The organism is Cecembia rubra (assembly GCF_003014575.1).
Classification (GTDB): Bacteria; Bacteroidota; Bacteroidia; order Cytophagales; family Cyclobacteriaceae; genus Cecembia_A; species Cecembia_A rubra.
Genome location: NZ_PYGF01000001.1, coordinates 611619 through 624987, shown reverse-complemented (window position 1 = coordinate 624987; position 13369 = coordinate 611619). Strand labels below are relative to the sequence as shown.

The window sequence follows — 13369 nt, the reverse complement described above, 5'->3', positions numbered from 1 at the left end:
TCTGTAAAATATGAAAAATCTTTTTTATATATCATTATGCTTTTTGATTCTGACGGGAATTCCAAATCTTTCATTTTCCCAGCAATTGCCACAATTTAGCCAATATATGTTCAATGGATTGCATATCAATCCAGCATATGCAGGTTATAAAAGTCAAGGTTACATTCAGAGTACCTTTCGTAGTCAGTGGATTAATCTTCCTGGAGCACCCAAAACTTTTTCTATGACAGCAGATTTTAGTGCCAACGGTGGGTTAATGGGATTTGGTGTTTCTTTGTTGAGTGATCAGATAGGCCCTACCAAAACTAATTCAGGATTATTGTCATATGCCTATAGGATAAGAACTGGTGAGGATAGTTATCTAAGTCTTGGTATAAGTGCCGGTGCCAATCAATATACTCTTGATGGGAGTGATTTATTACCGGTAAATCCCTTGGATCCTGATTTAAATTTTGATAACCAGAACTTATTTACACCCAATTTGAATTCAGGACTGTTTTTTCATTCATGGGGTTTTTATGCAGGAATTAGCGCATTTAATCTTATAGGAAGGAAAGCTTTTGAGAGAGAGGATATTTCATTGGCACTTCATGATATCCACTATTATTTTACCACAGGTGCCATGCTCCCCATGACTGATGTATTGAGTTTAAAGCCGAGCATTTTGGTCAAATATGTAGAAGGAATGCCTATAAGTTATGACCTCAATGCCATGTTACTTTTTTATGAACGTCTTTGGCTAGGAGCCAGCTATCGGTCCAATTTGAGGCTAGGAAATGATAATTCAGAGATTCAATTGAATAATAGAAACGCAATTGCTGTTATTTTGGAGGTATTTGTGACTGAAGATCTTAGACTGGGTTATGCCTATGATCAAAACCTAAATTCCCTCCAAAATTTCAGAAATGATTCCCATGAAATTTCAGTGGGTTATTATCTGAGTAAAAGAGGGTCAAGGATCAAAAACCCCAGGTGGTTCTGAGCATTGTGACTTAAAATTAAGGATTTATTTATTCCTTAAAATTTGCTCTTTTTTTGAATTTTGAAACATTATCACCGGCTGAATCTACAATTTTGATTTTACTTTCAGTTTTGGTCGGAGTCATACTTTCTCCTTCCCGTTTTTTGTTCTGAAATTGAGGTTTATTGGTATTTTTGTTTTTCTTTTTTTTGGATTTGACTCCGCCTATATTTTCTGTGTGATAATTTAGACCTTGATCAAATCCTTCCGGTAATGGAACTTTTTGAATTTCCAGCCCAATTAGGGCCTCAATTCTTCGAAATTTATTTCTATCCTTTTCATTGATAAAGGTAATTGCTTCACCTTTACTGTCAGCACGGGCCGTTCTACCTACCCTGTGCACATAATCTTCAGGATCATTAGGGGTATCAAAGTTGATTACCAGTTCAATGCCAACTACATCAATTCCCCGTGATATGATATCAGTACCGATAAGGATTTTCAGGGATTTATTTTTGAATCTGGACATAATTTCTTCCCTTTCTGCTTGTTCCAGATCAGAATGAAAAGATTCCACCTGAAAAGACTTTTTCAAAGTCTTAAACAAGCTTTTAACCTTTTCTTTAGTTGAAGCAAATATGATTACTGCTTCATAATTTTTCTGGGAAAGGATATGCTTTACCAGTTCTTCTTTTTGATGGTCATAGACCAGGTATGCGGATTGGCTTATTCCCTCAGCAGTTTTTCCAATAGCCAAGCTAATTTCTTCAGGCTCATGCAAAAGTTTCTTGGAGAACTGCCTGATTTTCGGGGGCATCGTTGCAGAAAAAAGAATGGTCTGACGCTTTTTGGGTAAATAATTGACAATTTTTAGGATATCATCAGAGAAACCCATATCCAGCATTCTGTCTGCTTCATCCAAGATTAGATGTTGAATTTTGTCAAAATTGATTTTACCGCTGGAAAGTAGAGCGATCAATCTTCCAGGCGTAGCCACTATTATTTCTGTCCCTGTCTCTAGTGCCTTTCTTTGTTGTTCCCAGACAATTCCGTCTCCACCACCATATACAGGGATGGAGCTTACCCCCAAAAAGTAAGAAAAGCCTTGTATCTGTTGGTCAATTTGAATGGCTAATTCCCTCGTTGGTGCCAAAACTAGGGTATTTAGCCCCGAAGTTTGTGATTTTGCAATTTTATTTAGAACGGGAAGAATAAATGCAGCAGTCTTGCCGGTACCTGTTTGGGCACAAGCTATGATGTCCCTTCCTTTCATGATTATTGGAATGGCAGCCTCTTGAATAGGTGTGGGCTTTTCAAATCCCATGGCATCCAGCCCTTCTTTAAGAGATGGTTCGAAATTAAATTGATTGAAATCCAATTTTTTAAAATTAATGTTTGAGTGTCAATTGCTACGTAATTCTATTAAAATTGCAAAAGACCAAAATAGGTGTTTTTTCTTTTAGCCGACCGTATCGGAATATAGAATCAAGAATATTGCCTAAATATAAGGAATTGTTGCCAAAACCATACTGTAGGAGGCCTTTTAAAAAAAACTTGATGAAGATTAATTGTTCCCGTTATACCGCAATTACAGCGCGGATTTTATTCAAATATTTTCTAGTAATCATTAAAAACCAAAGAAAATGATTTATTTTGGAAAGAGGTATATCTAGTTATGGTTAAATTAAAATTTTTAATTCCCTTGTTTGTATTCTGTTGCTCGAGAGGCTTATTCGCTCAAGAAAGGTTTTCGATTACAGGGATAATCAAAGATGGACTTAGTGACCAATACGTTAAAGGTGCAGTAATTACCATTCGTGAAACTGCCTATTCTGCTGTTTCTAAAGAAGCAGGAAATTTTTTGATTGAAAACGTGTATCCGGATCGCTTTGTCCTTAATATCAATATTGTTGGATATCAGTCCTATCAGGCCCAAATCAATGTAAGAACTGATTTGGACTTGGGTATTATTAAGTTATTTCCAACAGGCTTCGAAAATCCAGAGGACATGGCTTTACAAAAGACAATCAGAGCTACAAATATTGCAGAACTGTTTTCAAGAAGGCCAAATTTTTTGGGGGGTAATCAAGTTTATGGAATTCCTCCTGAGCCCAAACGCTTAATTGGAAATTTCTATTTGGATACAAAGTGGAATAAGGCCTCAATTTTACTTTACAAGGATATGGAAATTTTGGAGGGCTATTTTGTCCGGTATAATATCAGTTCCAATAATTTTGAGATGAGGGATGAAAGCTCTGAACAGGTCACTGTGATACCGGGTTTTAGGGTTCAAAATATTGTTTGGATAGACAGTGAACATAATATTCCCAGATATTTTGTCAACGGAATGGACTTTAGGGAAGATGGATCTCCTATTTCAGGTTTTTTTGAAGTCCTTGTGGATGGTCAAATGCCTTTATTAAGGAGAACTGAAGCGGTAATCAAGCCTTCTAATTACAATCAGGCATTAATGATCGGAGAAAGGAATGACCAAATCATTAAAAGGAATGTTTATTATTACCTTAAGGAACGAGAAATAATACATATACCAAAAGAAAAAAGGAAATTCTTCAAAATCTTTGGTGAAAGTGGAGCGGAATTGGAACAATTTGTCAAAACCAACTCTGTCAATATTCGCCAACCATCAGGTTATTTTACCATTTTCACCCAATACAACAGTAAGTTTGATGGTTTTGAAAGTCTAATTCCGAAATTCATAGAAAACTAAATTATGAAAAGAATAATCTTAGTGCTATTTGTCGGGTTTCTACTAATAGAAACATTCGCACAAAGTACACAAAAACCCCCCTTGCATGGCAAACATTGGATGGCCATTACAGGAAAGCCGCTGGGAGCAACTGCCGGTGCTATGATTTTTGCACAGGGAGGCAATGCAGTTGATGCATCCTGTGCAATGCTTGCTGCGGTTTGCACCATGTGGGATGTACTGAGTTGGGGAGGGGAGACCCAAGCCCTGATCTATAATCCCAATACCAAACAGGTCATAGCCATTAATGCAATGGGTATAGCACCTACGGGGGCTACTGTTGAGTTTTTCAAGGAAAGGAACCTGCAATATCCTCCCGAGTTCGGTCCTTTAGCCGCCACCACTCCAGGTACACCGGGAGGGCTGATGACCATGTTGGCGGAATATGGTACCATGAGTTTGGAGCAGGTCCTGACACCTGCTATGGAAATGGCCAAAGGCTATCCTATCGAAGCCCAGACTGCCAATATGATAGAAAGCCGTAAAGATTTGATCAAGGAATGGCCTTATTCTAAAAAAGTATTTTTACCCCATTTAGGACAGGAGCGGGAAGCACCTCATGCAGGTGAAATTTTTGTTCAGGAAGATCTCTATCAGACTTTGAAGAAATTGGTAGAAATTGAAAGAGAAGCTTTAGCTCAGGGAAAATCGAGAAAAGAGGCAATTTATGCAGCTTATGACAGGTTTTATAAAGGAGATATCGCAGAGGAAATTGTTAGAGGTACCCGTGAACAGGGAGGGCTTTTTACCATGGATGACCTAGCCAAATGGAAAGTTAAAATTGAAGAGCCATTGAGTACCAATTATAAAGGAATAGAAGTGTATAAACTTCAGGAATGGACACAGGGCCCTGTTTTGTTACAGGCTTTGAATATTCTGGAGAATTTTGACCTGAAGTCAATGGGGTACAATTCTGCCAATTATATCAATACCGTTTATCAGGCCATGAATCTTGCTTTTGCGGATAGGGACTTTTACTATGGTGATCCGGATTTTAGCCCAAAAAGTCCAATGAAAGGCTTACTTTCAAAAGCATATGCAAAAGAAAGAGCAAAACTTATTGGCGATAAAAATGATCCTGAAATTGGTCCTGGAGACCCTTATCCCTTTCAAAACGGTAAAAATCCATTTTTACATTTATTGGAGAAGCGGAAAAATGCATTGTCCTATTATCAGCCGGAACTTCCAATTCAAGGCCCGGAAGATCCATTCCTGAAACAATTTCAGTCAGGAACAACCTCTATTCAGGCAGCTGATAAAGAAGGATGGGTAGTTTCAATAACGCCCTCTGGCGGATGGATTCCAGCGGCTATTGCTGGCAATACGGGAATTGGACTGAGCCAAAGGATGCAAAGTTTTGTATTGGATGAAAATTTGAACCCATTCAATGTATTGGAACCAGGAAAGAGGCCTAGAGTTACTTTAACACCAAGCATGGCACTAAAAGACGGTAAACCATTTTTGTCTTTTGCAGTGCAGGGAGGGGATACCCAAGATCAAGACTTATTACAGTTATTTTTAAATATAGTGGAATTTGAAATGACAGTACAAGAAGCAACAGAGGCTGCCAATATCCATAATTACCAGATGCAGTCTTCATTTGGTGCACATGAATCCAAACCAGGTTCAATTACATTGAATACCGCAGTACCTTCTTGGGTAAGAAAAGACTTGGAAAGGAGAGGCTATAAAATCAATTACCTGGATAGAACTTCAGGTCCCTTGAATGCCATTTGGTTTGATTGGAAGCACAATAGCTTTTGGGGAGGCTCAAGTAACCATGGGGAAGATTATGGTATTGGTTGGTAAAACACAATAGCCGGTGTTCCAAAATTAAATTGAAAGGATTGAGATTTGGGAAATGAAATTTGGGCCAAATCACACTGAATATAAAAGAGGCTGTCCATTCAACGGACAGCCTCTTTTGTTTTATCTGATGGCATTCTCCAAAGTTGCCAAATAAACCCATTTTTGGTCTCTGGATTTTAAGCCCTTTTCTACGGCTGCTCTTTGCTCTGCTGTTGATTCCATATCTTCATATTCCTGGGCATTGAAAAACTGCACATAGTCTTTGTAAACATTTATGGTAAGGTGTGTGGATTTGGCCTCGCTGCCAAAGGGAAGTGCCGTCCTAAGCAAACTCCAATGTCCCATCAATCCTTTTTCTATCCTGTTTTGGTGGATTGGAAGAAATACTTCCTTTTCAGCTTTCTCATATTCCTGAAACCTTCCTTCAACTGCTTTCATAAGATCGAAAGAAGCGAGGGTGCCTTTTTTAAACTGAAAATTGTCAAGTGAATGGGCAATTTCCTGCATGTATGATCTTTGTGCCAGGTCCATACAATTGTAGGCAGCATTAAGTTTTTCCCGGACTTGTTTTTCAGTTAAATGGGGATGGGCAATCATTCCATACCGTACAAGATCTTCTTCTTGTAATCCATTCATCATGGAAACAGGGTCCTTGTAATAGGTGATTGTAATGTATTGAAATTCACTTGGATCTGCTCCAGACTGCAAAGACCAAAAGTCCCATCCCGTAATCCTTTTATCATTTACAGCTCCTTGATAAAGCTTTTCCATAAATTCCTTATATTCAATAAAATCATAAGTCTGATTGGACTCCACCTTGATAAACTCAAATACCAGATACCTGGATTGTTGGCCGTATACAACGGATAAGACCATCCCAAATACAGCGACGATTAATAGGATCTTTTTCATAGGGGTTATGTTTATTAAGTGAGAAAACCAAAATGAAACTTTTAAAATTTACAAACAAAATTTCAAAAAATATAATTTTTAGACCTCATTTTAATGTTCTATTTTCAATTTGGCAAAATGGTATTTGTAGAGACCATATTACGACAGGATTCCTTCTTATAAATTTTACCTTTGATAAAAGCCCAATACTTGCTAGATTTTGGAAAAATATGCAATATGAGTTTATCTAGAAGAGAATGGCTTAAAAGTGCTTCCCTTTTTGGTGGGCTGACCATGCTGACCGGGGCCGCTACGATAGGAAGATTATCTGCTGAAGAGATTGAAAAGTTTAATCCCAGACCTTTCAATACTCCCATCAGGTTGGGATCTAATGAGAATCCTTATGGACCGTCTGCCATAGTCAGGAAAGCTATGATGGATAACTTTGACCTTGGATGTCGCTATCCTTGGGTTTACAATGCCCCTCTCAGAGAAATGATTGCAAAAAAGGAGGGAGTAAGTCCTGATCATATTGTATTGGTCTCAGGATCAACAGAAGGATTAAAGATAACAGGTATAACTTACGCAGGGAGAGGAGAGGAGATCATTTCAGGTTTGCCAACATTCTTATCTATGATGGAATATGCCAAAATTTGGGGAGCAGATATCAATTGGGTGCCTTTGGATAAAAACATGGATTATGACCTGGAAGAGATCGAAAAAAGGGTTTCTTCAAAGACGAAGTTGGTATTCCTATGTAATCCCAATAATCCTACAGGGAAATTACTTCCTGCCCAGAAAGTTTTGGACTTCTGCGATACGGTAAGCGAAAAGACCATAGTATTCAGTGATGAAGCCTATTATGATTACATTGAAGACCCCAACTATCCTTCTATGGTGGAACTGGTCAAAAAGGGGAAAAATGTAATAGTTTCCCGGACTCTATCCAAAGTATATGGTTTGGCCGGAATACGCTTGGGTTATCTGGTTGCCAAACCAGATATAGCAGCAGCACTTAATGAAAGGGTTGTGGCCAATACCAATGTAATGGCCATTGAAGCTGGAAAAGCAGCCCTAAATGATGAAGAATTCTATAAATTCAGCTTACAGAAAAACCTTGAAGCAAGGAAAATGATAGAATCCACATTGAATCAGCTGGATTTGGAATACTTACCTTCACAAGCCAACTTTGTTTTCTTCCATGCCAAACAGGATGTGAGAAAACTTGCTGAAATAATGGCTAAAAAGGGTGTTATTATTGGTAGGCCTTTTCCCCCTTTTAATGATTGGTGCAGAGTCAGTACGGGGACATTGGAGGAAGTTGCGTTTTTCAATAAAGCATTATTGGAGACTTTGGGCTGATGGAATTGGATTTCAATCTTATTTTGGAAGATGATCAAGTTCTCCTGAGGCCATTGGAAGAAAACGATATTTCAAGACTGATGGAATTGGCTTCATTTCCAGAACTGTGGAAATATTTCACTTATGACCTTAGCAACCCTGAAGATTTCAATGATTGGATCTTTCCTGCTTTAACCAAACAAAGGCTTCAATTTGTCTTGATAGATAAGGCAATAAATACGATCATCGGATCATCAGCCTTTGGTAATCTATCAAAACGAGATCAGCGAATAGAAATAGGCTGGACCTGGATTTCACTTGAATATCAAGGACTTGGATATAATCAAAGGATGAAGAAGCTTATGCTTTCTTATTGTTTTGAAAAACTTGATATGGAGCGGGTAGAGTTTAAAACTGATGTGCTGAACATACCTGCACGGAAAGCACTTAAAAATATAAATGCCATAGAAGAAGGTGTCCTGAGAAGTCATACTTTGATGACAAAGGGAAGAAGAAGAGATACAATTTTTTACAGTATACTCAAAAATGAGTGGCCTTTTGTTAAGAGAGAAAATGATTGGTAAACAAAAAGGGTGTAAGATCTATAGATCTTACACCCTTTTTTGGACAATTTAATTATATCGCCTTACACTTTTGGCAGCTTCCAGCCATTATGATATTGTGCTTTCATAAGGGCATTTGCTTCTGCATCAGTAAATTGCCCTTTACCTGCATCCCAATAGATCTTTTTCCCGGTTTTATATGCAATATTCCCCATTTGTGCATTGATGGCAGCTATACTTCCTGTTTCAATCCCGCAGGTTAAAAGAGAAGCATCGTTCTTCATGATGGCATTGACAAAACCCTGTGCATGCAATTCTAAAGCATTGCCATTAGGTCTGGTATGGGGAACTTCTTCGATTTTATTTACCCTCTGACCATCACGGGTTTCAGTTTCTGGGATTACTTTCCAACCACCCCTATTCACTACCAAAGTACCATTGTTTCCGATAAATGCGATGCCTTCAGTGGTGCCATAATTACCACCATCAATTCCAGTGGCATGTTCCCAGAGCATGTTGAATCCTTCATATTCATAAACAGTCTGTAGGGTATCCGGCGTTTCAGATGCATCGTCAGGGTAAGCAAATTTTCCACCTGATGCCATAACTGATTTTGGAGCTGTTACTCCCATGGCATATAGGGCAATATCAATTTCATGCACACCCCAGTCCGTCATCAGTCCCCCTGCATAATCCCAAAACCATCTAAAATTAAAATGGAAACGGTTTTCATTAAAAGGGCGTTTTGGTGCAGGACCCAACCACATATCGTAGTCCACACCTGTTGGCACTGGCACATCTTGCAATTTAGGTACAGGTTTCATCCAACCTTGGTATGCCCAGGTTTTAACCAACCTGATCTGTCCCAATTTTCCTGATCTCACATAATCTATGGCTTCAGCATATTGGGAACCACTTCTTTGCCATTGACCCACCTGAACCATTTTGCCATACCTTTGCTTTGCTTTTACCATGAGATTACATTCTTCAATGGTATTTGCTATTGGTTTTTCAACATACACATGCTTTCCTGCAGAAAGGCTGTCCACCATGTTAAGACAATGCCAATGGTCAGGTGTACCAACAATAACCACATCAATGTTTTTATCTTCCAGTAACCTTCTATAGTCTTTGTAGACTTTAGGCTTTTTGCCCCGTAACTTTTCTACATCAATTGAACGCTGGTCAAGTACACTTTGGTCAATATCTGCTAGTGCAACACAATTGACATTGGGGATTTTGAGGTGGGCATTCATGTTGGACCAGCCCATACCTTTACATCCTATGACAGCAAAATTGAGTTGATCAGAAGGAGCGATTTTATTGGCAAGTTTTCTTAGGCTTTCGGCTTCTACCATTCCAGGAATGCTGAGACCGGCACCCGCCAAAAGGCTGGTTTGGATAAATTTTCTTCTTGAGGTCATTTGGATTCAGGTTTAAAGGTTTTTAATGTAAACTCTAAATATCGCAATTTCAAACAATAAATATGGCTGTCATTTTAGAATTTTACTTATACCAATTCCAAATATGCCATACTCTTGCAAATTCTTTTAAATAAATCGGTGATTTGGTTATTTTTGTATATATCAGTCTGGCGAAAGTCAGATAGTGTAATCAATGACATCGAAAATAAAAAAGAAAAAGATATGAAAGGTAAAGAAATCGTAACACTTAAGAGATCTCTCCTGCATGATACAGAACAACTGCTCAACCAACAGATTGAAATGGAGGGCAAGTCGTCAGCATACTACCTGTCCATGGCATCTTGGTGCCAAATGATGGGTTATGAAAATGCTTCAAAGTATTTGTATACCCATGCTGACGAAGAACGTATGCATATGATGAAAATATTCCACTACATCAATGAAGCTGGAGGTCATGCCATTCAACCTGAAATTACCGGTATAAGACACCATTTTAATTCATTAAGGGAGGTATTTGAATTGATTTTGGAACATGAAATCAAAGTAACCAAATCAATTAATGCCATTGTGGACCACGCCTTCTCAGTGAAAGATTTTGCCACATTCAGTTTCATGCAATGGTATGTAACTGAGCAAAGGGAAGAGGAGACTTTGGCCAGAAGGGCACTTGAACTCTTTGATATTATTGGTGAAGCTGGCATTGGTCTATGGACTATTGATCAGGAATTAGGCAAACTGCATGCTACCACAGCAGATGCTTCAGGTGCATAGTGATTGTAGGACTTACAAGGAGAGCGGTTGAAAGACCGCTTTTTTTGTGCCCAATTTTTTTCATAGTTTTAACAAAAAAAAGGAGCCATGGTCAATAGAATTTTGAAAATTGAGTTTTTTGGAAAATTGTTATTTAGAATTGGTATTGCTTTTTACATGTGGTCAATAGTCTTATTATCCTTTCAATTGGATAAAGATAGACTTTGGATGGCTATTTTAATGGCAGTACTGGTTATTATACCAGGTCTTTCTCTTTTACATTACCGAAATGCAAAAACCGGAATTATTGGAGGGATTGGTACTTTTTTGTTTTTCTTGGCCTCAGCCATCTTATTGTTGGTCACTGATCTATCTGCCAATGTACCTTGGAATTTTATATTTCTACATGTTATAAAAGATGTTTTGTTGATGTTGGGGGCGGTCATTCTGGTAGGGGAGTCTCTCAAAGAGATGGTAAGGGAAAAAATTACAGCTCCATTTCCAAAAAAGTAACTAATTAAAGACTATCAATGAAGCCCGATGACATGATACCCAATTTTAAACCTATAAGCCTACTTTTTCTATTTGTCATTTTGCTGGTCGCTTGCCGAAAGGAAAATAATGACCAAATTACAGATATTGTTGATATCAGGGAGATAAAAAAAGAAAATGGAATGATTTTGATTCCATCTGGATCTTTTTTCATGGGGACTAATGAATCTGAGGCCTATGCGGTAGAAAAACCAGCGGTTAAAAGGCAGGTGACGGGTTTTTGGATGGATGAAACAGAAGTGACCAACGCTCAGTTTTCAGAATTTGTAAAGGCAACAGGCTACGTTACGGTAGCGGAAAGACCGGTTGACTGGGAGGAACTCAAAAAGCAATTGCCACCTGATTCCCCAAAACCTAAAGATGAAGACTTACAACCAGGCTCTCTTGTATTTTTACCTCCTTCCCATGCTGTGCCTCTTCACGATATCAGCCAATGGTGGCAATGGGTCACGGGAGCAAATTGGAAACATCCAGAAGGACCGGGAAGCAGTATTGAAGGCAGAGAAGACCATCCTGTAGTACATGTGGCTTATGAGGACGCAGAGGCTTATGCAAAATGGGCAGGAAAAAGATTACCTACTGAGACAGAATGGGAATATGCTGCAAAGGCAGCTAGGGTTCACCAGCGATATGCTTGGGGCGATGATTTCAGACCTGCTGGAAAATTTATGGCAAATACTTTTCAGGGTAAATTTCCAAATAACAATATCGCAGAAGATGGCTTTTCAGGAACTTCTCCTGTAAAAAGTTTTCCCCCCAATGATTTTGGCCTTTATGATATGATTGGCAACGTATGGGAATTGACCTCAGATTGGTATGATGCCATCAAACTCAATAGAATTGCAGGAAATGCCCCTCCATTGGATTCCAGTATCAATCTTTGCTACAATCCCTCAAATCCGTATGCAATGGAAAAAGTCATTAAAGGTGGTTCTTATTTATGCGCTGATGATTATTGTATCAACTATAGGCCATCGGCCAGACATAGTCAGGCATATGACAGCGGAACCTCAAATATAGGGTTCCGCTGTGTTAAGGATTTTGAATAAGATTCAATTATTTAGGAAGGCTTTCCAGTATCATTTTAACTAACGCTGCCTTTTTTTCATTTTTGATCCAACGGGTGACTATGATAAGGTCATTTTCCTCGTCAACATATATCATGTTTGTCCCAGCCCCTAAATGGAAAAAAGCTGATTCAGGTGCTGATGGAATTTCTTTTTTGTCGGTGTTGAGAAAATAATTCATGTAACCATAATTGGTCTGAACGGCAGTAGGAGTCCTGGATTTTTTGATCCATTCTTCTGAAATCAGTTGTTTTCCATTCCAGTTGCCTTTCCTCAAAGTGAGGTAACCAAATCTAGCCTGGTCATAAGCATTGATAAAAAGTCCGCCTCCCCAATGTGAACCACCGCTCACTGATTGTACAATTTGGCCATCGAGCACAATGTAGGAGTTCTCATATCCTGTCCAACGCCAAGTAGGACTTGCTCCAATTTCATCCATGATATGTTCTTTTAAGACTTGAGGAAGAGGTTTTCTCCACACATTCAATATAGCCAAAGCCAGTACATTGACTCTGGTATCGTTATACTTGTACACAGTGCCCGGTTCATTTCTATCCCTTTTTATCCAATTCTCCGAGCTGCCTTGCGGTCTATCCGCCCAATCAGGCTTACCCCATATGCTTCCTTCCCAATCTGAAGTCTGTTGAAGTAGATGTTCCCAGGTAATTTTCCTATTGTGGGGAGTACCAAAAAGTTCAAATACATCTTCCTCATTGAGATGATCTGATTTGTTTACGCTCAATTTATGTGGTTCATAGGGAATAATTGGAGCCATGTAAGGATAAACCAGGTCTTTTTCACTTTTTATGAGTCCTTTATCATAAGCCAGGCCAACCGTTGTGGATAAAAAACTTTTTGCTACACTGAATGTCAGGTCAACTCTATGAGGATCTCCCCATTTTCCTATTATGTAACCTTTGTAGATGATCAATCCTGTGGCCGGACCACGGTCTTTCATTGGGCCTACAGGATAACCAAAGGGTTCTCTTCCAAATGAACTCTGATAATGAGCTAATTTGAGGTTTTTATCCGATTCACTTTCCTCATTAATAGCGAAAGCTATTGCCTCTTGTAATTTTTGGGAGTTAATATTGAGTTCTTGGGGTTTTTTCTCCGCCCATTCTCCTGATGTTGGGAAGTAATGCCTCTGTGCCATTGAATTGTCAACAATCAGTAGCAGTGCAGAAAAAAGACAAATTGCAACGATTCTTCTCATGTTCTCAAATTTTATATACAAGGTAGTC

12 protein-coding genes are annotated in these 13369 nt (G+C 38.7%); 8 read left to right on the top strand and 4 right to left on the bottom strand.

Translation table 11 applies throughout. From position 1 onward, the window contains the following. Positions 1-10 precede the first annotated feature (10 nt). Positions 11-982 (top strand): PorP/SprF family type IX secretion system membrane protein, encoded by a 972-nt coding sequence (locus tag CLV48_RS02550; protein ID WP_106565653.1) that lies wholly within the window; start codon positions 11-13, stop codon positions 980-982. A gap of 28 nt (positions 983-1010) precedes the next feature. Here the strand turns inward: CLV48_RS02550 and CLV48_RS02545 are convergent, their stop codons facing one another. Then, on the bottom strand, positions 1011-2339 hold the full coding sequence (locus CLV48_RS02545; protein ID WP_106565652.1) for a DEAD/DEAH box helicase: 1329 nt from the start codon (positions 2337-2339) through the stop codon (positions 1011-1013). A 297-nt stretch (positions 2340-2636) separates the two neighbouring features. Here CLV48_RS02545 and CLV48_RS02540 point away from each other — a divergent pair, with 297 nt between their 5' ends. Both CLV48_RS02540 and CLV48_RS02535 read left to right on the top strand, forming a co-directional pair. Further along, positions 2637-3689, top strand: a complete 1053-nt coding sequence (locus CLV48_RS02540; RefSeq protein WP_106565651.1) for a carboxypeptidase-like regulatory domain-containing protein — start codon at positions 2637-2639, stop codon at positions 3687-3689. Between the two features lie 3 nt (positions 3690-3692). After that, entirely contained in the window at positions 3693-5537 is a 1845-nt protein-coding gene (locus tag CLV48_RS02535; protein WP_106565650.1) for a gamma-glutamyltransferase family protein, read from the top strand. 120 nt (positions 5538-5657) lie between these two features. Here CLV48_RS02535 and CLV48_RS02530 read toward each other — a convergent pair whose 3' ends face one another. Further along, positions 5658-6449, bottom strand: a complete 792-nt coding sequence (locus CLV48_RS02530; protein ID WP_106565649.1) for a hypothetical protein — start codon at positions 6447-6449, stop codon at positions 5658-5660. Between the two features lie 216 nt (positions 6450-6665). Here CLV48_RS02530 and CLV48_RS02520 point away from each other — a divergent pair, with 216 nt between their 5' ends. Both CLV48_RS02520 and CLV48_RS02515 read left to right on the top strand, forming a co-directional pair. Further along, complete coding sequence (locus CLV48_RS02520; RefSeq protein WP_106565647.1) at positions 6666-7790, top strand: pyridoxal phosphate-dependent aminotransferase; 1125 nt, start codon at positions 6666-6668, stop codon at positions 7788-7790. Next, positions 7790-8353: a GNAT family N-acetyltransferase gene (locus tag CLV48_RS02515; protein WP_106565646.1), complete on the top strand. Its 564-nt coding sequence runs from the start codon at positions 7790-7792 to the stop codon at positions 8351-8353. The genes CLV48_RS02520 and CLV48_RS02515 overlap by 1 nt, the downstream gene beginning before the upstream one ends. Positions 8354-8415: 62 nt before the next feature. Here the strand turns inward: CLV48_RS02515 and CLV48_RS02510 are convergent, their stop codons facing one another. Continuing rightward, the gene (locus tag CLV48_RS02510) at positions 8416-9756 is read right to left on the bottom strand and encodes a Gfo/Idh/MocA family protein (protein WP_106565645.1); all 1341 of its coding nucleotides are present in this window, start codon (positions 9754-9756) and stop codon (positions 8416-8418) included. Positions 9757-9978: 222 nt separating this feature from the next. Between CLV48_RS02510 and CLV48_RS02505 the strand changes: the two genes are divergently transcribed. The 3 genes from CLV48_RS02505 (at position 9979) to CLV48_RS02495 (ending at position 12107) form a co-directional block, all read left to right on the top strand. Further along, positions 9979-10527, top strand: coding sequence for a ferritin (locus CLV48_RS02505; protein ID WP_106566104.1), 549 nt, complete (start codon positions 9979-9981; stop codon positions 10525-10527). 87 nt (positions 10528-10614) lie between these two features. Next, on the top strand, positions 10615-11019 hold the full coding sequence (locus CLV48_RS02500; RefSeq protein ID WP_106565644.1) for a hypothetical protein: 405 nt from the start codon (positions 10615-10617) through the stop codon (positions 11017-11019). Between the two features lie 32 nt (positions 11020-11051). After that, positions 11052-12107 (top strand): formylglycine-generating enzyme family protein, encoded by a 1056-nt coding sequence (locus CLV48_RS02495; protein ID WP_211299879.1) that lies wholly within the window; start codon positions 11052-11054, stop codon positions 12105-12107. Positions 12108-12114: 7 nt separating this feature from the next. On the opposite strand, the gene CLV48_RS02490 is transcribed toward CLV48_RS02495, so the two are convergent. Continuing rightward, the gene (locus CLV48_RS02490) at positions 12115-13341 is read right to left on the bottom strand and encodes a serine hydrolase domain-containing protein (RefSeq protein ID WP_106565642.1); all 1227 of its coding nucleotides are present in this window, start codon (positions 13339-13341) and stop codon (positions 12115-12117) included. Between the last annotated feature and the right edge of the window lie 28 nt (positions 13342-13369).

Coding starts and splice junctions, on each gene's coding strand:
- CLV48_RS02550 (WP_106565653.1), top strand. CDS start 11: ATGAAAAATCTTTTTTATATATCATTATGCTTTTTGATTCTGACGGGA.
- CLV48_RS02540 (WP_106565651.1), top strand. CDS start 2,637: ATGGTTAAATTAAAATTTTTAATTCCCTTGTTTGTATTCTGTTGCTCG.
- CLV48_RS02535 (WP_106565650.1), top strand. CDS start 3,693: ATGAAAAGAATAATCTTAGTGCTATTTGTCGGGTTTCTACTAATAGAA.
- CLV48_RS02530 (WP_106565649.1), bottom strand. CDS start 6,449: ATGAAAAAGATCCTATTAATCGTCGCTGTATTTGGGATGGTCTTATCC.
- CLV48_RS02520 (WP_106565647.1), top strand. CDS start 6,666: ATGAGTTTATCTAGAAGAGAATGGCTTAAAAGTGCTTCCCTTTTTGGT.
- CLV48_RS02515 (WP_106565646.1), top strand. CDS start 7,790: ATGGAATTGGATTTCAATCTTATTTTGGAAGATGATCAAGTTCTCCTG.
- CLV48_RS02510 (WP_106565645.1), bottom strand. CDS start 9,756: ATGACCTCAAGAAGAAAATTTATCCAAACCAGCCTTTTGGCGGGTGCC.
- CLV48_RS02505 (WP_106566104.1), top strand. CDS start 9,979: ATGAAAGGTAAAGAAATCGTAACACTTAAGAGATCTCTCCTGCATGAT.
- CLV48_RS02500 (WP_106565644.1), top strand. CDS start 10,615: ATGGTCAATAGAATTTTGAAAATTGAGTTTTTTGGAAAATTGTTATTT.
- CLV48_RS02495 (WP_211299879.1), top strand. CDS start 11,052: ATGATACCCAATTTTAAACCTATAAGCCTACTTTTTCTATTTGTCATT.
- CLV48_RS02490 (WP_106565642.1), bottom strand. CDS start 13,341: ATGAGAAGAATCGTTGCAATTTGTCTTTTTTCTGCACTGCTACTGATT.